This window comes from Acidovorax sacchari (genome assembly GCF_042847045.1).
Taxonomy (GTDB): Bacteria; Pseudomonadota; Gammaproteobacteria; order Burkholderiales; family Burkholderiaceae_C; genus Paracidovorax; species Paracidovorax sacchari.
In genome coordinates this window covers 2019848-2040388 of record NZ_AP035783.1, presented here as the reverse complement: position 1 = coordinate 2040388, position 20541 = coordinate 2019848, and the positions used below count along the sequence as shown (strand labels likewise).

16 protein-coding genes and 1 tRNA gene are annotated in these 20541 nt (G+C 70.5%); 7 read left to right on the top strand and 10 right to left on the bottom strand.

The window, feature by feature from the left end; genetic code table 11:
- The first annotated feature begins 97 nt into the window (after positions 1-97).
- Positions 98-427: a hypothetical protein gene (locus ACGHC0_RS09250; protein ID WP_415268029.1), complete on the top strand. Its 330-nt coding sequence runs from the start codon at positions 98-100 to the stop codon at positions 425-427.
- A gap of 57 nt (positions 428-484) precedes the next feature.
- Positions 485-808 (top strand): hypothetical protein, encoded by a 324-nt coding sequence (locus tag ACGHC0_RS09245; protein ID WP_368354944.1) that lies wholly within the window; start codon positions 485-487, stop codon positions 806-808.
- A 22-nt stretch (positions 809-830) separates the two neighbouring features.
- Here ACGHC0_RS09245 and ACGHC0_RS09240 read toward each other — a convergent pair whose 3' ends face one another.
- The 3 genes from ACGHC0_RS09240 to atpC all read right to left on the bottom strand — a co-directional run bounded on the left by ACGHC0_RS09240 (position 831) and on the right by atpC (position 5567).
- The gene (locus ACGHC0_RS09240) at positions 831-3227 is read right to left on the bottom strand and encodes a DUF1631 family protein (RefSeq protein WP_415268028.1); all 2397 of its coding nucleotides are present in this window, start codon (positions 3225-3227) and stop codon (positions 831-833) included.
- Positions 3228-3310: 83 nt separating this feature from the next.
- Positions 3311-4972, bottom strand: a complete 1662-nt coding sequence (ettA, locus tag ACGHC0_RS09235) for an energy-dependent translational throttle protein EttA (protein WP_368354942.1) — start codon at positions 4970-4972, stop codon at positions 3311-3313.
- Between the two features lie 139 nt (positions 4973-5111).
- A complete protein-coding gene (atpC, locus tag ACGHC0_RS09230; RefSeq protein ID WP_415268027.1) occupies positions 5112-5567 on the bottom strand; it encodes an ATP synthase F1 subunit epsilon in 456 nt (151 codons plus the stop codon).
- Positions 5568-5933: 366 nt separating this feature from the next.
- Between atpC and ACGHC0_RS09225 the strand changes: the two genes are divergently transcribed.
- Both ACGHC0_RS09225 and ACGHC0_RS09220 read left to right on the top strand, forming a co-directional pair.
- Positions 5934-7739, top strand: coding sequence for a DEAD/DEAH box helicase (locus tag ACGHC0_RS09225; protein WP_415268026.1), 1806 nt, complete (start codon positions 5934-5936; stop codon positions 7737-7739).
- A 209-nt stretch (positions 7740-7948) separates the two neighbouring features.
- A complete protein-coding gene (locus ACGHC0_RS09220; RefSeq protein WP_415268025.1) occupies positions 7949-9805 on the top strand; it encodes a M14 family metallocarboxypeptidase in 1857 nt (618 codons plus the stop codon).
- Between the two features lie 55 nt (positions 9806-9860).
- Here ACGHC0_RS09220 and ybaL read toward each other — a convergent pair whose 3' ends face one another.
- Complete coding sequence (gene ybaL / locus ACGHC0_RS09215; protein ID WP_368354938.1) at positions 9861-11618, bottom strand: YbaL family putative K(+) efflux transporter; 1758 nt, start codon at positions 11616-11618, stop codon at positions 9861-9863.
- A 185-nt stretch (positions 11619-11803) separates the two neighbouring features.
- Between ybaL and ACGHC0_RS09210 the strand changes: the two genes are divergently transcribed.
- Positions 11804-11880 (top strand) — tRNA-Arg (locus ACGHC0_RS09210).
- Positions 11881-12121: 241 nt separating this feature from the next.
- Positions 12122-12544 carry a hypothetical protein gene (locus ACGHC0_RS09205; RefSeq protein ID WP_368354937.1) on the top strand — a complete coding sequence of 141 codons (423 nt, stop codon included), beginning with the start codon at positions 12122-12124 and terminating at the stop codon, positions 12542-12544.
- An 18-nt stretch (positions 12545-12562) separates the two neighbouring features.
- Here ACGHC0_RS09205 and ACGHC0_RS09200 read toward each other — a convergent pair whose 3' ends face one another.
- Together ACGHC0_RS09200 and ACGHC0_RS09195 are read right to left on the bottom strand one after the other, a co-directional pair.
- On the bottom strand, positions 12563-12778 hold the full coding sequence (locus tag ACGHC0_RS09200; protein WP_368354936.1) for a hypothetical protein: 216 nt from the start codon (positions 12776-12778) through the stop codon (positions 12563-12565).
- 118 nt (positions 12779-12896) lie between these two features.
- Positions 12897-13319, bottom strand: a complete 423-nt coding sequence (locus tag ACGHC0_RS09195; RefSeq protein WP_368354935.1) for a hypothetical protein — start codon at positions 13317-13319, stop codon at positions 12897-12899.
- Positions 13320-13718: 399 nt separating this feature from the next.
- Between ACGHC0_RS09195 and ACGHC0_RS09190 the strand changes: the two genes are divergently transcribed.
- Entirely contained in the window at positions 13719-14459 is a 741-nt protein-coding gene (locus tag ACGHC0_RS09190) for an IclR family transcriptional regulator (protein ID WP_368354934.1), read from the top strand.
- A gap of 87 nt (positions 14460-14546) precedes the next feature.
- Here the strand turns inward: ACGHC0_RS09190 and ACGHC0_RS09185 are convergent, their stop codons facing one another.
- From ACGHC0_RS09185 to ACGHC0_RS09170, 4 genes are all read right to left on the bottom strand, one after another.
- A complete protein-coding gene (locus ACGHC0_RS09185; RefSeq protein WP_368354933.1) occupies positions 14547-15917 on the bottom strand; it encodes an aspartate aminotransferase family protein in 1371 nt (456 codons plus the stop codon).
- Positions 15918-16015: 98 nt separating this feature from the next.
- Positions 16016-17593 (bottom strand): methyl-accepting chemotaxis protein, encoded by a 1578-nt coding sequence (locus tag ACGHC0_RS09180; protein WP_415268024.1) that lies wholly within the window; start codon positions 17591-17593, stop codon positions 16016-16018.
- Between the two features lie 36 nt (positions 17594-17629).
- Positions 17630-19102 (bottom strand): APC family permease, encoded by a 1473-nt coding sequence (locus tag ACGHC0_RS09175; protein WP_415268023.1) that lies wholly within the window; start codon positions 19100-19102, stop codon positions 17630-17632.
- Between the two features lie 268 nt (positions 19103-19370).
- Positions 19371-20342 (bottom strand): helix-turn-helix domain-containing protein, encoded by a 972-nt coding sequence (locus tag ACGHC0_RS09170; RefSeq protein WP_368354930.1) that lies wholly within the window; start codon positions 20340-20342, stop codon positions 19371-19373.
- Positions 20343-20541: the final 199 nt, after the last annotated feature.

Here is a 20541-nt window from a genome sequence, read left to right as displayed (position 1 = left end):
GTTCAGCAGATTTCAGATCGCTTAAGTTGCCTGCCTCCGTGAAGTGCCGGATATTTCCGGCGCGGCATCTCGCCGCCACCAAAGGAGGGACCGTCACATGCAACAGATAGGGAAATTCTCGCTGAGCAACCAGGGCGGCTTTGCCGTGAAGCTGCAGTTCCAGTACATCGACAGCAAGGGGGAAAAGCACCACGTGGACGGCACCGGCAGCTTTCCGATCGGCCAGAGCCGCACGGCGGACCCGGGCGACCACGGCGTACCGGACGGATCGCCGGTCACGGTCTATGCCTTCGTGGTCTGGGGGCGCGACAACGTCGCGGAACAGTTGTTCATCTACAGCAAGGGCAACGCCTGGACCGCGGATTTCACGATCAGCGGCACCACGCTCGACAACCAGCTCGGCTTCACGGGCCTGTCCGGCGGCTGAACGCCGGCCCCGCGACCGACCCACCGAAGCTAATCCACCGTTTCCGGAGCCATTTCCATGCAAACCATCGGCCACTTCTCGCTGCGCAACCAGGGCGGCTTCGTCGTCAAGCTGCAGTTCGTGTACTGGGACGACAAGGGCAACAAGATCCACCGCGACGGCACGGACTCCTTTCCGCTGGGGCAGACGCGCACCGCCGACCCGGGCGACCACGGGGTGCCGGACGGCGCCCTGGTCGAGCTGTACGCGTTCGTCGTCTGGGGAAACGACAACGAAGCGAACCAGGTGTTCACCTACCGCAAGGGCTCGCCCGTGACGGCGCACTACACCATCAGCGGCACCACGCTCTCCAACCATCTCGCGCTGACCTCGGTAGGCTGAGCGGGGCCGCGCCCGCCGCCGCTCACCGCGGCTTGCGCGCCTGCGAGGGGCCGCTCCCCGGCACGCCCCGGGACTTCGGCTTCGCCCTGGCGGGCGGCCCCGGCAGCACTTTCAGGGCGCCCTCGGCCATGAGCTTGTCCCGCACGCGCCGCGTCATGGACTGCGTGCTGCCGTCGGGCGCCGTGAACAAAAACAGCGTGTGGTGCGGACTGGCCCAGGTGAGCTGCGTATGCACCGCGCGGTGATTCGTGGTGAGTTCCACCCAGGTGCCGATGGAGAGCTCGCTGCCGGAGGCGTTCGCCCCGTCGGTGGGCTCGGGGGCATCCCCTGCCGCGTTCCCGCCGGCTTCTTCAGGCTCCAGCAGGGAGTTGCCGGTCTGCGGCATACCGGAGTCCACGGCCTCTCCCGATCGGGCGGCGGCCCGTTCGGCGGCCGCCTGGTGCAGGGTCGCGACCCGCTCCAGGACGACACCCGTCATGCCATCGTCGTGCCCCACGCTGTCCAGGCCGCCGCGCAGGACGCCCAGGATGCGCGTGACGGCAGGGGCCAGGCGCTCGGGCGTGCGGGCTGCGAGTTCGGGCTGGGCGAGCCAGAACAGTTCGGGCACGATCGCGAGGTAGCCGCCGGGGTCGTCCTCGCCGGGCCGGTCCGCCTGGGCGCGCGCCACCACGTCGGCCCAGGGGCCCGCGGCGAAATCCACGATGTCGGGCGGCACGTCCTCGGTGCGCGCCAGCGCCCGGATGTCCTGCGACACGCGCCGCGACAGGGCCTCGCGCCGCGTGAGCTCCTGCGCCACGGCACGCGCGGACTCCTCCTGCTCTCGGCGGCGCCGGTCCTGCTCGGACCAGCCCGCTTCCAGCCCTGCCAGGGCGGCAGCGAAGGTGTCGGCGCTGCGGGTGTCGCCCGAGGTCACGCTTTCCACGGCCCGCTCCATGAGGCGCGCGAAGCCGCTGAAATCCTGCACGTCCTCGGAATCGAAGGACAGCGCCCGCTGGGTGAGCGCGTCCAGCAGGCGGCGCGCGGGATGCCGCTCGTCGGTGAAAAAGCGCGGATCGTGCCGTACCAGGCGCTGCAGCGCCGGGCGCAGGTTCTGCAGCGAGCGCTGCACCGGCGGCAGCAGGCGGTCGTCCTGCGCGATGTTGTCCATCATGCGGCTCACCACCTCGCTGGCGGCGCGCGAGCGGGAACGAGCGGGAGCGCCGGCCGGGCCGGCTGCCGGCGGGGCGATGGCGGCCGCTGCCATGCCCGGATGCGCCGACGCTGGCGCGACGGCGGCGAGCGGCGCGGGCAGGCTGCCGGACAGGCGGCCCACGATGCGCTCGAGCTCGGCAATGTCCTCCATGGCTTCGGCCGCAGCGGCGGCGAGACCTCCCTCCGGAGGGCTGGCCAGCGGCAGTCCGGCCACCGGCAGGCCGTCCAGTCCACCCGGGTGCGCCGCCAGCGCCAGGTGCGCGGGCACCCCCGCGGCCACCGGTGCCGCCAGCGGCCCCATCGGCTGGGCCAGCATCTGCCGGAGCATGGCGACGGTGAGCAGGGCTTCCTCGGCTTCCGGCGCCAGGGCTGCCGGCTGGGAGGGCGGCAGCGGCGTACCCGCCATGCCGCTCCAGCCAGTCACCGCCCCACGCCAGCCGCCCTGCGCGGAGTGCACATCACCCAGGCCGGGGACGGGGCCGTATCCCGTGCCCCAGCCACCGCCCTGCCCGCCGCCCGCCTGGACGGCCGCCGGCCCCTGCCAGCGCCCGGCGGCGGCGCCCCGCCCCGCGGCATGGCCCGCGACCGCATAGCCCACGGGCTGCACGCCGTCCTCGCGAAGCCGGGTCGCGGCGCTGCGGTAGGCGGCCTGGAGCTGGGTGCCCAGCGCATTGCACAGCGGTGCCATCCAGAGGGTCCGCACATCGGGCGACACCCCCGTGGCTCCCACCACCTGCTGCAGGGCACGGATGTAGTTCTCGGGGCGCAGCGGATTGCGGTCGGGTTGCACGCTGGGCAGGCCCTGGGCCGCGCTCACCAGCGCGTCCAGTTCCGCCAGCACGGCCTCGGTGGCATGCAGGGCCACCTGCTGGGCGCGCGACAGCTCCACCTGCGCCATGACTTCGGCCTCGTCCATCAGGGACAGCTCGCCGAAGTCCAGCGCCGCGGGCTCGGAAGGCCTTGCCCGGGCGTCCGCATCGGCGCCCGCGAAGATCTCCAGCAGGGCCATGGGAAAGCCCCGCACCAGCGCGGGCGCATGCTGCGCCAGCAGCGCGCGGGCGCCTTCCAGCGCATCACGCCGCCGGGGCTCGCGTGCCAGCGGCGCTTCTGCCTCGAGGGCATCGCGCGCGTGCGCCACCAGCGCCTCCATCATCGCCTCGCCGTCGCGGATGGCCGCCACGACGCAGGCACGGAAAGCCGACCGGGCGGTGGGAGCGATGGCGGGCATGGCGCGGCGGCGTGTTTCGGCGCGGTGGGGTTCGCGGCAGGGAAAAGGACGGAGCTAGCGGACGGGGTGGAGCCGTCCGTCGCTCACTTGAGCGCCTTGTAGCGCATGCGCTTGGGCTTGGCGCCCTCTTCGCCCAGGCGCTTCTTCTTGTCGGCCTCGTACTCCTGGTAGTTGCCGTCGAAGAACACCCACTGGCTGTCGCCTTCGGCGGCCAGGATGTGGGTGGCGATGCGGTCGAGGAACCAGCGGTCGTGGCTGATGACCAGCACGGTGCCCGCGTATTCCAGCAGCGCGTCTTCCAGGGCGCGCAGGGTTTCCACGTCCAGGTCGTTCGAGGGTTCATCGAGCAGCAGCACGTTGCCGCCCGCGATCAGCGTCTTGGCCAGGTGCAGCCGGCCGCGCTCGCCGCCCGACAGGCTGCCGACCTTCTTCTGCTGGTCGCCCCCGTTGAAGTTGAAGCGGCCCGCGTAGGCGCGGCTCGCCATCTGGAACTTGCCGATGTTGATGATGTCCAGGCCGCCCGAGATGTCTTCCCAGACGGTCTTCTCGTCGGACAGCGCATCGCGGTTCTGGTCCACGTAGGCCATCTTCACGGTGGAGCCGATCACCACTTCGCCGCTGTCGGGCTGCTCGCGTCCGGCGATCAGCTTGAACAGCGTGGACTTGCCGGCCCCGTTCGGGCCGATGATGCCGACGATGGCGCCGGCCGGGATGTTCATCGACAGGTTGTCGATCAGCACGCGGTCGCCGAACGACTTGGTGACGTTCTTGAACTCGATGACCTGCGTGCCCAGGCGGTCGGCCACGGGAATGAAGATTTCCTGCGTTTCGTTGCGCTTCTGGTATTCGAAATCGCTCAGTTCCTCGAAGCGGGCGATACGCGCCTTGGACTTGGCCTGGCGGCCCTTGGCGTTCTGGCGCACCCACTCCAGTTCCTTCTTCAGGGCCTTGGCGCGGGCTTCCTCGCCCTTCTGCTCGGATTCGAGGCGGGCCTGCTTCTGGTCGAGCCAGGTGCTGTAGTTGCCCTTGTACGGAATGCCGTGGCCACGGTCGAGTTCCAGGATCCACTCGGCCGCGTTGTCGAGGAAGTAGCGGTCGTGGGTGATGGCCACCACGGTGCCGGGGAAACGGTGCAGGAACTGCTCCAGCCAGTCGACGGATTCGGCATCCAGGTGGTTGGTGGGTTCGTCGAGCAGCAGCATGTCGGGCTTGGACAGCAGCAGGCGGCACAGCGCGATGCGGCGTTTTTCACCGCCGGAGAGCACGCCCACGGTGGCCTCCCAGGGCGGCAGGCGCAGTGCGTCGGCGGCGATCTCCAGCTGGTGCTCGGAGTCGGTGCCGGCCGTGGCGATGATGGCTTCCAGGCGGGCCTGCTCGGCGGCCAGCGCGTCGAAATCGGCGTCGGGCTCGGCATAGGCGGCATACACCTCCTCGAGCTTGGCCTTGGCAGCGAACACCTCGCCCATGGCCTCCTCCACGCTCTCGCGCACCGTGTGGTCGGGGTTGAGCTGGGGCTCCTGCGGCAGGTAACCGATCTTCAGGCCCGGCATCGGGATGGCCTCGCCCTCGATCTCCTTGTCCACGCCGGCCATGATCTTCAGCAGCGTGGACTTGCCCGAGCCGTTCAGGCCCAGCACGCCGATCTTGGCACCGGGGAAGAACGACAGGGAGATGTCCTTCAAGATCTGCCGCTTCGGGGGCACGGTCTTGCTGACGCGGTTCATCGAATAAACGTACTGGGCCATTGGCTTTCTTTCCTTGGAATGGGGGGCGGCTCCGCCCGGGCGGGAGGCGGCCGGCGCAGGCCGCGCGGCGGAGGCTTTGCCCACGATTATCGGATGCTTTGCGCCGGGCAGGATGGCGGGCCCGGCGGGAGGGCGGCTGCTAGCGCCCGGAGAGCTTGCGCGCCTCGTGCGTCCACTGGGCCGCGGCGCGCGCGATCTCGGCGTGCAGCAGGGCATGGTCGATGTGGGCCAGTTCCCCGCCGAGCAGGCTGGAGGCCGCCTGCCTCGCGGCCTCGGCACGCGCGGCGTCGAGGTCGGCATTGCGCACGGCGGTGTCGGCGAGCACCGTGACCCGCGCGGGCTGGATCTCCACATAGCCGCCGGAGACATACACCTCGATGCGCTCCCCGGCCGGGGTCTCGATGTGCACGAAGCCCGCGCGCAGCCGCGTGAGCAGCGGCGTGTGGCCGTGCAGCACGCCGAAGGCGCCCTCCGCGCCCGGCAGGCCCACCACGCGCACCGGGCCGGACCAGACCAGGCCTTCCATGTGGGCGATTTCGAGTTGCAGGGCGCCGTCCGGCACTGCGGCGGGCGATGGCGATGGCGATGAAGGCATGGGGGGCGGGTCCGCGGGCTGGCGTGGTGGCCATGGCCGCGCACCGGGTAAATCCCGATGGCGGCCCGGCCACCGCAACATGGATGACAGGCCGCCAGTCTAAGCCCGGGAAAGTCCGGCGAGGCGAACGGCCACGCCTGCAGTGTGTCCCTGCGCACGGTATGGTGCGATCTCGTGCCACAATAGCGTCTCAGCCGCCGGCACCAGGAACCGGCGGCCTCAGCAGTCTGCTGGGGACGAGGAAGCCGCCGCGCGGTATTCCGGCTCCCATTCGTGAATCCCATCTGCCTTGACTGGACGCAGCCCCTTCCCCCGGGTCCTGCGACAGGCCGATGCCTCCCGCGCCCGGAGAGGGCGCTTCCTTGAATGACTTTTGACGAACTGAATCTGGCCCCGGCCATTCTGAAAGCCGTGCACGAGCAGGGCTACGAGACCCCCACCCCCATCCAGGCCCAGGCCATCCCCGCCGTGCTCGCAGGGCACGACCTCCTCGCCGGAGCCCAGACCGGTACCGGCAAGACGGCGGCCTTCACGCTGCCGATGCTGCACCGCCTCACGCAGGGCGGCACCGCCCGGCCCGCCGGCGGCATCCGCGCCCTGGTGCTCACCCCCACGCGTGAACTGGCCGCGCAGGTCGAGGAAAACCTCCGCGCCTATGCCAAGCACCTGGACGTGAAGTCCACCGTGATCTTCGGCGGCGTGGGCATGAACCCGCAGATCGACCGCATCAAGCGCGGCGTGGACATCCTGGTGGCCACCCCAGGCCGCCTGCTGGACCTGCAGCAGCAGGGCTTCCTGGACCTCTCCAAGGTCGAGATCCTGGTGCTGGACGAAGCCGACCGCATGCTGGACATGGGCTTCATCCACGACGTGAAGAAGGTGCTGGCCCTGGTGCCCCGCGACAAGCAGAGCCTGCTGTTCTCGGCCACCTTCAGCGACGAGATCCGCGAACTGGCCGGCACGCTGCTCAAGAACCCGCAGAGCATCCAGGTCACTCCGCGCAACACCACCGTGCAGCGCATCACCCAGGTGATCCACCCCGTGGGCCGCGGCAAGAAGAAGCAGGTGCTACTGCACATCATCCAGCAGCACAACTGGAGCCAGGTGCTGGTCTTCACCCGCACCAAGTTCGGCGCCAACAACGTGGCCGAATTCCTCACCAAGAACGGCGTGACGGCCATGGCGCTGCACGGCAACAAGAGCCAGAGCGCCCGCACCCAGGCCCTGGCCGGCTTCAAGAGTGGCGACATCCGTGCCCTGGTGGCCACCGACATCGCCGCGCGCGGCATCGACATCGACGAGCTGCCGCACGTCGTCAACTACGAGATCCCCAACGTTCCCGAGGACTATGTCCACCGCATCGGCCGCACCGGCCGCGCGGGCGCCAGCGGCGAGGCCGTGAGCCTGGTCTGCATGGACGAGGAAGGCTTCATGATGGAGATCGAGCGCTTCACCAAGCAGGAGATCCCGGTGCAGGTCCTCGAGGGCTTCGGCCCGGAGGAAGGTGAGAAGGCGGAGCCGATCGCCATGGGCCGCCAGACCATCTGGGGCGGCGCGGGCAAGCCGCCGAGCCGCGAGGTCATGCAGGCGGCCGCCAAGGCCGCGCGCAGCGAGATGATGGAACGCATCCGCACCAACAAGGCCACCCAGGGTGAACGCAGCGGCGGCGGCAAGTCCGGCGGCCGCGGCGCGCAAGGCCAGGGCGAAGGCGGCGGCAACGGTGGCCAGAAGCCTCAGCGCGGCCGCGGCGGCGCGCAACAAGGCCAGGGCCAGGGCAACGGCCCGCGCGCGGCGCATCCCGGCAACGGCGGCCATCCGCGCTCCGGCAACGGTGGCGGCGGCAATGGCGGCGGGCGCGGCAGCCGCCCCCCGCGTGGCGAAGGCGGACACCGCTCCGACGACCTGCAGCCGCGGCGCGAGAACGCCCACCTGGGCACGCAGCTCGGCACGCACCTGGGCCCCACGCGCCACGGCAGCGGCGGCGGCCAGCCCGACCCGATGCGCACCAGCGTGGACAGCATGTCCAGCGGCCGGCGCGGCGGCGGCGGCTTCCGCAGCGGTGGCGGCGGCGGCGGTGGCTATGGCGGCGGCGGTGGTGGTGGTGGCGGCTACGGCGGTGGCCGCGGCGGCAACCGCGGCCCGCGTGGCGGCGGTGGCGGCTACGGACGCTGAATCTCCGCGCACGCCCTTCCCAGGGCGGCGCCAGGTGCCCACGGCGCGGCACGGGCGGTCTCCGGACCGTTCCGTGCCGCGCCGTTTCGTTTCCGCCGTCTCGGCCCGAATGCCCCGGCACACGGGACTGCCACCGACACGGCCCGGCCGCGGCGCCGGGTAACATCGGCCCCGCCTGCCTTACCCGGCCGCACGCGGCCCGATCGACCATGAACCAGCCATTCGACGCCCCCCGCCCCTCCAGGACCGCCGCCCCCGGCCTGCCGCCCCGCGCGCTCGCCCCCCTGGTCCTGGCCATCGCTGTGCTGGCGGCGGGCTGCAGCAGCACGCCGCTGCCCCCCTGGCCTGCGAGCGCGCCGACGCCCCTGCCCTCCACCGCGCAGGCGCGCCCGGCCCCGGCGCGCGCCGTACCCCCGCCGCTGGGCACCACGCGCGCGGAAGTGGTCACCACGCCGATCGTCGAAACCCCGGTCGTGCCGCAGCCGGAAGGCGCGGCCCCCCCTTCCGCCGCCGCCCCGGCCGAAGCCCTGCCCTATTCCGCCGCCGTCGCGGCACGGTTCCCCGATCCATCGGTGCGCTACGACACGCCCGGCCTGGCCGACGGCCGCCGGGCCTTCACCACCAACGCAGAGGCCTCGCAGTGGCTGCACAGCCTCGCCCCCCAGGCGGGCAGCGCGACGAAGACGGCGGCGATCGAGTGGGGCCGCTCGCAGCGCGGCGTTCCGCTCGAGGCACTCGTGGCCACGCGTGGAGCCGGCACTTCGCTGCAGGACCTGGACGCCAGCGGCCGGCCCACCGTGGTGCTGATCGGCCAGCAGCACGGCGACGAACCCGCAGGCTCGGAAGCCCTGCTGGTGATCGCGCGCGAACTCACCCAGGGCCTGCTGGAGCCGCTGCTCGACCGCATCAACGTCGTCGTCGTGCCGCGCGCCAACCCCGACGGTGCGGAAGCCGGCACCCGCGTGACCGCCAACGGCACCGACATGAACCGCGACCACCTGCTGCTCACCACGCCCGAGGCGCAGGGGCTGGCCCGGCTGGTACGGGACTACCGCCCCATCGCCATCGTCGATGCACACGAGTACACCGTGGTCGGCCGCTTCCTGCAGAAGTTCGGCGGCATCCAGCGCTACGACGCGCTGATGCAATACGCCACCACTGCCAACGTGCCGGAATTCCTCACCAAGGCCTCGCGCGAGTGGTACTACCAGCCCATGGCGGCCGCCCTGCAGGGCCAGGGGCTGACCAGCGACTGGTACTACACCACCTCCACCGATCCGGCGGACATGCGCGTCTCCATGGGCGGCACCCGGCCGGATACCGGCCGCAACGTGAACGGCCTCAAGAACGCGGTCAGCCTGCTGGTGGAAACGCGCGGCGTGGGCATCGGCCGCACGCACATCCAGCGCCGGGTGCATACCCAGGTGACGGCGCTGACCAGCGCCCTGCGCAGCACCGCCGAGCGCGCCGCCAACCTGGAGCAGGTGCGCTCGTTCGTCGCGCGCGACACGGTCGCGCAGGCCTGCCGCGGCGAGGTCGCCGTGGATGCGGGCCCGACCATGACGCAGCGCGACCTGCTGATGCTCGACCCGCAGACCGGTGCCGACAAGACCGTGCGCGTGGAATGGAACTCGTCGCTCGACCTGCGCACCCTCACCAGCCGCCCGCGCCCCTGCGGCTACTGGCTCGGCCCCTCGGCCGGCGAGGCGGTGGACCACCTGAAGATGATGGGCGTGCAGGTGATGCGCGTGGCCGAGCAGGGATCGCTGCTGGCCGACACCTACCGAGAGACCGCGCGCGACACCGCGCCGCGGGAAGACGTGCGCGGCACCGTGGCCGGCGCGGCGGACACGCTGCGCGTGAAGGTGGAAACCGTGCGCACCGCCATCGACGCCCCCGCCGGCAGCTACTACGTGCCGCTCAACCAGCCCCTGGCGAACCTCGCGGTCGCCGCCCTGGAGCCCGACACCCAGAACAGCTATTTCGCGAACCGGCTCATCGGCTCGCTGGGCGACATGGCACGGGTGATGACCACGCCGACGCTGGTGTTCGAGGAGCCGGACTGACCTGCGCCGCGGCGCCCCTGCGGCGCCCGCGCACCGCCCGGCGGGCCCCGACGGGTCAGACGGATGCGTGCCGCTCGTCCAGCGCGCCCGGCACGGTGGCGCCGTGGCGTTCCTGCGCGGCTGCCACGGCCACCACGTGGGTGGTCATGGCCACGGCCAGCGCCTCCTCGCCCAGGAAGACCTTGCCCACGCCCTCGCTTTCGAGCAACTGCGCCTCTTCCTCGTTGTGGGTGCGCACGACGGTCTCGATGGCAGGATTGAGGGTGCGGGCGGTGGCGACGATCTGCCGCACGTCCAGCGTGTCCGGCGTGGCGATCACCAGCATGTGGGCCCGCGCGATATGCGCCTGGATCAGCACGGCCGGCTCCACGGCGTCGCCGGCAACGGCGGCCATGCCCTGGGCGCGCAGCCACTCGACCAGTTCCCGGTTCTGCTCGGCCACCACGAAGGGGATGTCGCGCGCCGCCAGCGCTGCGGCGATGCGGCGCCCCACCCGGCCGTAGCCGACCAGCACCACCTGCCGGGCCAGGTAGCGCTGGTGCGTGGTCTCGGGCAGTTCCGCCAGCGGATCATCGCGCAGTTCCAGTTGCCGCGCCCAGGCGGAACGCGCACGCAGCCAGTCCTGCAGCGGCGCGATGGCGCGGAACAGGATGGGGTTGAGGGCGATGGAAAACAGCGCGCCCGCCAGCACCAGGCTCGCGCCTTCCGGCGGCAGCAGCCCCAGCGATGCACCCAGGCCCACGAGGATGAACGAGAACTCGCCGATCTGCGCCAGGCTGGCCGACACGGTCAGCGCGGTGTTGAGCGGATAGCGGAAGGCCAGCACCAGCGCGGCCGCCGCGAAGGTCTTGCCGAAGATGATGATCGCCACCACGGCGAGCACCTGCAGGGGGCGCTCGAGCAGCACGCGTGGATCGAACAGCATGCCCACGGAGACGAAGAACAGCACGGCGAAGGCATCGCGCAGCGGCAGCGATTCCTGCGCGGCGCGGTGGGCGAATTCCGACTCGCGCATCACCATGCCCGCGAAGAACGCGCCCAGCGCGAACGACACCCCGAACAGCGCGGCCGAGCCGAAGGCGATGCCCACGGCCGCCGCCACCACGCACAGCGTGAAAAGCTCGCGCGATCCCGTGCGCGCCACCTGCCACAGCATCCAGGGAAAGAGCCGGCGCCCCACGAGCAGCATCACGGCCACGAAGCCGCCCACCTGCGCCAGCGTCCAGCCCACGGTCTTCCAGAGCGGCGGATGGGCCGCAGCCTCGGCCGCGCCCTCCGGCGTGCCGCCGAGCCAACCCGCCAGGGGCGGCAGCAGCACCAGGACCAGCACCATGGCGAGGTCCTCCACCACCAGCCACCCGACCGCGATGCGGCCCGTGTAGGAGTCGAGGATGCCGAGCGTTTCCAGCGCCCGCAGCAGCACCACCGTGCTGGCCACCGACAGGGCCAGGCCGAAAACCAGCGCGCCGCCCAGGCCCCAGCCCCACCAGGTGGCCAGGCCCATGCCCAGCAGCGTGGCCACGGCCATTTGCACGATGGCGCCGGGCAGCGCGATCTTGCGCACGGCCAGGAGGTCGCCCAGCGAGAAGTGCAGACCCACGCCGAACATCAGCAGCATGACGCCGATCTCGGCCAACTGGCTGGCCATGGCCCCGTCGGCCACGAAACCGGGCGTATAGGGCCCGATCGCCACACCGGCCAGCAGGTAGCCCACCAGGGCGGGCAGGCGCACCCGCGTCGCCAGGAAACCCAGCAGCAGCGCCAGGCCGAGGCCGACGGCGATCGTATGGATGAGGGCGACGCTATGGGGCATGTGTCAAAGGATGGGCTTTGGCAGCGCTCAGCGCGCGGGAGGGGCGGCGAAAATGGTGTCGTTGCATTCCGTTATAACCGCAAAGCGCCCCGGCGGCGATGCCCTCGAGACCCCGGGGGCCACGCGGCTCGCAGGTATGATCACGGGCCTCGGAAGGGCCGCGGCTGCCTGCTCCCTTCCCACATCTGCCCGTAGCTCAACTGGATAGAGCAATTGCCTTCTAAGCAATAGGTCGGGGGTTCGAGTCCCTCCGGGCAGGCCAAGGCCTTCCACGCATACCGACAAGCAACTTACCGGCCCTCACAGTCCGTATCGGAAGGGCGCCCCTATTCTTGGGAGATGCGGGGTCTCGGCCGGTGCCGTGGCCACTCTCGGTCCGGCGGCTGTGCGGGTTGGGAACCAGCCCGAATGGTCACCCCGCACCCTTGCATGACGGCAAGTCCATGGCATAAAGGAGGTAATGCGCTGATTGATGACAATGGCGCAACTCTGGCGCCCCATCCATGCACGCTCTGATCGCCGGCATCCTGCTGGCCACCCTTTCCCTGACTTCCACTGCGGATGGCGGATGGTTCACCGTGTACGGAGATCCGGCGCTGCTCGAGAGGGACCTCATACAGATCCGCCCGGAGTCGGTCACGCACCTCGAAGGCGACATGATCAGCGTGGAGGTGCGCGTTACCCGCGACACCCTGCGCGAAGCCTATGGCGGGGGACAGTACCGCGGCCATGAGAGCATGGTGGTGGTCGATTGCGCTCGGCGGGATGCTTGGTACACCCGCATGCGTTTCTACACGCAGCCGGGTTGGACGGGCGCGGTGGCCGCGAACCGGACGTTCCGGCAGGGAGAAGCGCCCGTCACGTTCAAGGCCATACCGGACCAGGCCGACCGGCTGGTGCGGGCAGCGTGCAGGCTGCGCCGCTGAAGCCCATCAACCCCTGGCTCAACCCAGCCACTGCCGGTGGCGGGGAACATCTTCGTCCGAGAACTGGGATTGCGCGGCCTGGCGGCTGTCGGGAATGTCCTCGACATCGGGGCAGGGTTCGAAGTCGCCGAGCTGGGTCTGCCAACGCGGCAGGTCGCGCTGTCCCATCTGGCGCGCGCGCGCGACTTCGGCGATCGAGAAGGCGGAGCCTCCCGGGCTGTGGACGGCGGACATGCGGCACCTCCTTCTTGGATTCTGAGCCCCTATTGGGCTCCTGGCAAGACGTGCGCGGGGTGGGACGGACGAGGCAGGCGCTGTAGGAGCCGCGCCCGCCCCCGTCTGAGTGCCCTGCTCAACGGCCGCTCGCGCCTCCGGCACCGCCACTGCCGCCGCTGCCTCCAGTGCCGCCGCCGCTGGAGCCACCGGCACCGCTACCCGTTCCCGTCCCTGAACCTCCCGAGCCATTGCTGCCTGCACCGCTGCTTCCCGGCGTGCCGCCGCTGCCGCCCGAGCCGGTTCCGGTGCCGGAGCTTCCGGAGCCGCTGCCGGAATGCATACCGCCGGAGCTGCGGCCATCCGGATGGGCGCTGGAGCGCTTGGTGGCGCCGCTGGCCCGGGGGGACGGGGCATCGACGGCGCTGCCGCCCATGGCACCGCCGGAAGACCCGCCCGACGTCTGTGCCTGCGCCAGCGGGGCGCCGATCAGCATCGCGCCCGAGATCAGCGCACCGGCGCAGTACTGCAGCGTCTTGCGCATCTGTGGATTCCTGTTCATGAAAGACTCTCCTTGTGTCGTGGTGGAGGACTGCAGGCCGTGCGCGTCCGGATGGGAGCGCGGCATTTGCAGCGATCGCTGCGGCCTGCAGGGCCTGGAAACCAGCTTCCTCCCTCGCAGGCTCGGCCGTTTGTAGGAATCGCGGCGGCGCGGCCTCCTGCATGCGCGGTGCCGTGAATCTCTGCGTGCGCGGCAACCAGCGGCCCCGGAGTTCTGCCGTAACATACATGCAGCCTGTCGGGCGGCTCGGGCACCTCTGCAGCCGCCGCGGCGACGGAACGCCAGGAGCGTCCGGCCGCAGGGCCGCGGCAGCCTTCCGGTGCCGTGCAGGTCCGATCCGCCGCACGGCCCGTGCCCTCCGGGCACGGCGCCGGCACCGTTTCCATCTTTCGAAGAACCATGAACAGCCTGCGCCGAATGCTCGCCGTGCTCGATCTCTTTCGTCCGGACCAGCCGGTGATCGACGTCGATACCATCTGCCGGGAACTGGACTACACGCCTGCGAGCGCCTACCGCTACCTGCGCGAACTCGGCGACGTGGGACTGCTGGTGCGGCTGCCCCGGGGGTATGCGCTGGGGCCCCGGATCATCGCGCTGGAGCGGCAGATGACCGACTACGATCCGATGCTGGTACGCAGCCGCGACCTGATCGACCGGCTGGTGAAGGAAACCCAGCTGGACGCACTGATCAGCGAGCTGTATGGCGACGTGGTGATCAACGTGCTGCTGCAGCGCGGCAGCGATGCGGCCCCGGCGGACAGCGGGCGCGGCAAGCCCATCGACCTGTTCCACAGCGCGACGGCCCGGGTGGTGCTGGCCTATCTGTCGCCGCGGCAGATCCGCCGCATCTACGACGCCCATGCGGCCGGGCCGGAGCTGGAGCACGTGGGCCTGCAGTGGAAGGACTTCTCCAAGAGCCTGCTGGCGATCCGCAAGCAGGGCTACTGCATCAGCGAAGGGGAACTGCATCCGGAGCGCATCGGCATCGCGGCGCCGGTGTTCGACGAGAAGCAGCGCGTGCTGGGCAGCATCACGCTGGTGGGGCGCAGCGAGCGCTTCAGGGCCTTCCAGGAAGGATTCCTGTGCAGGCTCGTCACCGAGGCCGCGGCCGAGCTGACCGAGCGCATCGCCCGGCAGTGAAGCGCAGCGGCTGCACCACGGCTGCGGCCATGGCCGCCAGCCCCCTCCCCACCAGGCCGGGAGAAGAACCGGCGGCCGGCACGGTGGTCAGAGCGACGCCAGCCCGCGGCCGAAGACGTCCAGCGCCTTGAACAGGAGCGAACGCGGCACGGTCAGGGACGGCATCACGCGCATCACGTTGGTGTAGCGGCCGCAGGGCACCATCAGCACCCCGTGGCTCAGCACGTAGCCCATGAGACGGCCCAGCTTCTCGCCGGTCAGCGGCGTCCTCGTGGCCTGGTCCTCGACCAGTTCGATGCCGATCATCAGCCCGCGTCCGCGCACTTCGCCCACGTAGGGGCTGTTGAAGCCCCGGATGTACTCCTGCGCCTCCAGGCCCACGTCGTGGGCCCGCTGGATCAGGTTCAGCTCCGGGTCCTGGAGCAGGCGGATGTTGGTGAGCGCCACGGCGGCGGAAAGGGCGTTGGCCGCGAAGGTGTTGGGAGCGGAACCGTCCGGGATCTTCGCGGCGAGGTCCGAGCGCATGACCAGGCCGGCCATGGGCACGTCGCCGCCCATGCCCTTGCCGAAGGTCAGCATGTCGGGCTTCACGCCGGAGTGCTCCACGGCCCACATCTTGCCGGTGCGGCCCGCGCCGCACTGCACCTCGTCCACGATGAGCAACGCGCCGCTGCGGTCGCAGGCCTTGCGCAGCAGCTGCAGGAATTCCGGCGCCGGGGGCACGTAGCCGCCTTCGCCCTGCACGGGCTCGACGATCACCGCGGCGACGTCGTCGGCGGCGGTGTACGGGGTGTTGAGCAGGTAGTCGATGTACTCGCCCGCGATCTGCTCGGCGCTCTTGTGCGTGGTGTCGAAGGGGAAACGGTAGGCATAGGGATAGGGTGCATGGATCACGCCGCCCATGAAAGGGCCGTAGCCCTTGCGGTAGGCCGTGCCCGTGGTGAGCGCGTTGGAAGCCTGCCAGATGCCGTGGTAGCCGCCGTGGAAGGCGATGATCTGGTGGCGGCCGGTGACGCGCCGGGCGAATTTCACGGCCGCTTCCAGCGCGTCGCTGCCGCTTTGCGTGAAGAAGGTGATGCAGTCGCCCCGCAGGCCTTCGGGCGCGATTTCGGAGATCTTCGCCGCCAGTTCGGTGCGCCGCGTGTTGTTCACTTCCATGGCATGCATCAGGTCGCCGGCCTGCCGCTGCATGGTCTTCACGACCTCCGGATGGCAGCGGCCCACGCTGCTCACGCCGACACCGGCGGACAGGTCCACGAAGACGTTGCCGTCGGGGTCCTTGAAGGTCACGCCGAAAGCGCGGTCCATCACCATGGGCATGCGGCCGCCGCCACGCGCCATCGATTCCGTGCGCGCGGACAGGGCCAGCGCTTCGGCCGCCTTCGGGCCGGGAAAGGCGGTGGACACCATTTTCGGGGCGTCGGCAAAGTTCAGGGCTTCCAGTTCAGCTTCAGTCATAAAACATACCTTGTTGCGTATCTGCGGGATGGCGTGCGGCGTATGCGCCGCACACCGTGGAGCGCCAGGCGATGGTCATGCAAGCTGCGGAAGGCGGGTTAGCCTGAATCGGCAACCGGAACGCAGCGTGTTTCGCGTTCCAGCGTGAAGGAGCGGACAACGCTGGCGAGGCGGGCGGACTGGTCGCTGAGGCTGCCCGCGGCGGCGGCGGCCTCCTCCACGAGCGCGGCGTTCTGCTGTGTCGCACGGTCGATCGAACCCATGGCTTCCGCGACACGGACGATGTCCCGGTTCTGCGCGCGGCTGGCGTCGTCGATGCCGGCGGCCCGCTGCGCGATGCCCGCGACATGGCGCACGACCGCCTCCATCGTGTCGCCCGCGCCCTGCACGAGCCGCGCCCCCTCGTCCACCTGGAGCGCGCTGGCCTGCACCAGTTCCTTGATGTCCCGGGCAGCGGCGGTGGCGCGCAGTGCCAGCGCGCGGACCTCCGCCGCCACGACGGCGAAGCCGCGGCCATGCTCCGCGGCGCGGGCACCCTCCACCGCCGCATTCAGCGCGAGGATGTTGGTCTGCCGCGCAATGCCGTCGATCACGCCCGTGATGTCGGCGATGCTGCGCGCACCGGCCGCGATCTCGCCCATCACGGCGACCACCTCGCGCACGGCCGCACCGCCCTGCTGCGCGGCGATGCGAGCCTCCTCCACGAGCGCGGCGGTCTCGCCCGCCACCCGCGCGTTCTGGCCGGACACCGCGGAGACCTGGTCCATGGCGGCAGCGGTCTGCCGCAGGCTGGACGATTGCTCCTCGGTGCGGCGCGACAGATCCAGATTGCCCGAGGCGATCTGCGATGCACCGGTCGCGATGGATTCGCTGCTCTCGCGCACCTGGCGGACGATGCCCGAGAGGCTTTCGGCCATGCGCTGCAGCGCCCCCAGCAACTGGCCCGCCTCATCGCCGCGCCGTGTCTCCGTGCGCACGCTGAGGTCGCCCCGCGCCACCGTAGAGGCCAGCGCCAGGGCCTCGGACAGGGGCCCCGTGATCGAGCGCGTCAGCACCACGGCGATGCCCGCAGCCAGCGCCAGTGCCGCGGCGGCCAGGACCGCCATGGCCGCCTGGGCGAGCCGCGCGGTGCGCATGGCCTCGGCGCCGAACTGCACCATGCCGTCGGCCTGGGCCTTGCCGAGGCGTTCGACGGCGGCCAGGTAGGCCTGCTGCGCCGGCAGCATGTGCTGCACCAGGAACCCCCCGCCTTCGTCCAGGCTCTGCGCCAGCACCAGCCGGGACAATTCGGTCTTGCGCACGGAGTAGGCCTTGCGGAGCTCCAGGACGCCATCCAGCGCGTGCAGCCCCTGTTCCGCCGTGCCCGGCATGTCCTGCAGCGCGCGGATCGCGCCGTCGATGGCGCGGTCCGCGGCATCGACCTTGTCCATTTCCGCACGCACCGCTTCCAGGTCGGTGGCGATGAGTGCCGTGCGCAGCGCGATGGCCTGCGCGTGCACGGCGTTCTCGATGGCGTGCACCTGGGTCACCCTGGCGTAGCGGTCGTCCACGATGCGCCCGGTATTGGCCGCGACCGCGGCCATCCGCTCGATGCCCACGGCCGCGAGGACCATCAGCAGCGCGATCACCGCCCCGAAGCCGAGGCCGAGCCGGGCCCCGATCCGCATGTCGTTCATCCAGCGCATGTCGGTACGTGCAGGCAGACCGGCGGGCTACACCCGGTCCTGGCCCAGGTTCGCGAAGCGGCCGGGCTCGCGCCGCCGCAGCCGCCGGGCGGCCCACAGGCCCAGCAGCGCCGCCACCGGCACCGCGCCCACGAGCACGACGGACGCGCGGGGGCTGGCGCCGGTCAGGACATGGAAGTTGGCCACCGCAAGCGCCAGCACCGCGCAAAGGCCCAGGCAGGCCAGCAGCGGCAGCACCAGCACGCGCAGGCGGCCATAGCCGCGCGGCCGGCCATGGAAGAACGCGATCACCGCGGCGGCGGTGCACACCATCAGTGCCAGCACGCAGACCGATGCGAGGTTGCTGAGCCAGGAGAACACCGAGAGCACCGGGTCCGCGCCGGCCACCGCGAAGCCGATCACGACGACCGCGCACAGCCCGGTCTGCAGCAGCGAGGCGATGTGCGGGCTCTTGTACATCGGGTGCGTGCGACCCAGCACTTCTGGCAGCAGGCCCTCGCGGCCCATGGAATAGAAATAGCGCGCCGTGGAATTGTGGAATGCGATCAGGCCCGCGTAGATGCTGACGATGAACATGCCGCGCAGCACCAGGGTGAGTTGCGGCCCGCCGTACTTGTCGGAGAGCAGGTAGAGGAAGTTCGTCGGATCTTCCAGCGCCGAGATAGTCGCCACGACCTTGTCGCTGCCCGCGCCGATCACGAGGCACCACAGCGAAAACGAGTAGAAGCAGCCCACCAGCAGCAGCGCCGCATACGTGGCGACAGGAATGCTGCGCCGCGGATCCTTGGCCTCTTCGCTGTAGATGGTGGTCGCCTCGAAGCCGATGAAGGCGGCGAAGCAGAACAGCAGGCCGATGAAGGGATTGCCGCTGGAGACGGCCTGCGGCGTATAGGACCGCAGGTGGATGCCGTCGGAGCCGCCGTGCGCGAGGATCAGCACGTCCAGGCACAGCACGGCGACGTATTCGGCCACCACGAAGCCCGCGAGCATCTTCGCGGAGAAATCGATCTGGTGGTAGCCGAAGTAGGCCACCGAGGCCATGGCCGCCAGCGCGCACGACCACCACGGCAGTTGCCACCCGGACAGCGCATGGATCGCCTCCGAGGTGACGGCGCCCAGCAGCCCGTACAGGCCGAACTGCAGCACCACGTATCCGAGGACGGCCACCATCGCCACCGCCCCGCCCGCATGGCCGCCCAGGCCGCGCGCCACCATCGAATAGAAGCCTCCCGCGCTGGTGACGCAGGTGGCCATGGCGGTGTAGCCCGCCGCGAACATGAGCAGCAGCGCCAGCGCCACCAGCACCAGCGCGGGCGTTCCCGCCCCGTTGCCCAGCATGATGCCGATCGGGAAGCCCCCGGCCACCACGCTCAGCGGGCTGGCGGCGGAGATCACGAGCAGCGTGATGACTCCCGCACCGAGCGTCGCTCGCCGCAGGCCCGTGGAAGGTGGCGCACCGGCGTGCTGCGCTCCGGTCACAGGGGGGTCTGTCCATTCCATACATTCGTCTCCGTGCTCGGCGTGTCATGTCGGGGCCCGGCCACCGCGCGAAGAGCGCAAACCGGGCCCGGGCCGAAGCAGGCGGCAGTCTAAGAACGGCAGGCCGGTGGGCGATATCCCGGATCGGCAAGCCGGTTCGGCGGGCCGCCGCGCGGCACGGTTTCCGGGATGCACGGCAGCAGGGGTCGGCAGGGAAAGCACGCGGCGGCGTTTCCCGCCGACGGTAGAACGGGTGCCGGCGCTCGGGGAGCAGGATCTGCGGGAACGTTCAGTTCGCCAGCCGGCGCGGGGTGTCGGCGCGGCGCGTCTGCGACGGCAGCTCGCCGAACAGCTCCTGGTACTCGGCGGCGAAGTGGCTCAGATGGAAGAATCCCCAGGCCGAGGCGGCGTCTCCGATGGACAGCTCCGAGGCAGCGGTGGACATCAGCTTGCGGCGCACCCCGTTGAGGCGCACCGAGCGCAGATAGTTCAGCGGGGTGGTTTCCGCCACCGTGCGGAAGCTGTTCTGCACCGTGCGGCGGCTCACGTGAAGGCGCTCGCACAAGTCCATGACGCTGGGCACGTTGACCGCGTCGGACATCGCGAACCGATGGCACTTTTCCACGATGAAACTGTGCGTGGAACTGCCGTGGCGCTGGGCCCGGTCGCAGGCGGGATCGGTGACGAGCCGCAGCATTTCCTCGAGCATGGCCTGCTCCAGCGCCTGCGACGGCTCTCCCTGCAGCGGCGCCGCCGTGTCGTCGGAAGCCATGGCCCCCGAGAAAATCGCGAGCAACCGGCGGCGCGCCTCCTGGAGCCGCTGCTGCGGCACCTTGATCACCGGCTGCCGCAGCAGCATGCCGATCTCCTGCTCCCACGGCGTATCCGCGAGGGCCTGGTCGAAAAACGACTGTTCGAACGTGATGGCCAGCAGGTCCATGCCCATGGGCATGTGGAACATGAATTCCTCGCCACCCCGCAGCACGAAGATGCTTTTGTCGTCCGCCTCGCGGCCCTGCATGCGGATGGAACCGGGAATGGCGATGGGCACGGCGAAGCACAGCTTGCCGCGGGGCGCCTCGCCATGCTGCACCACGCGCTGGTTGATGTGCTCGCGAAAGACATGGCAGCGCGCGCTATTCAACTGGATGAGCGAACTTTCCAGCGCACCGGCCGTGATCTGGCTGTACGTCTGGTGCCATTCGCGCACTGCGGATGCGTGCACATGGATATCTTGAAACCGATCGATCGACTGATTCATGGTCCGGCGGAACCTCCTGCGCGGGCGCGGCCCGCGGGTGCAGGCCTGGCAGCTCTGCCACATTGCAAGAATTGTGCAAGCGTCAATTCCCACATACAGCCGGGAAAACCCGCCATCCGCACGCTGCCAGTGCATCGCACGCCCCCATCGCGCCCCGGCGCGGAACATGCACCCGGGCAGGGAAAAAGGCACCGGCCCG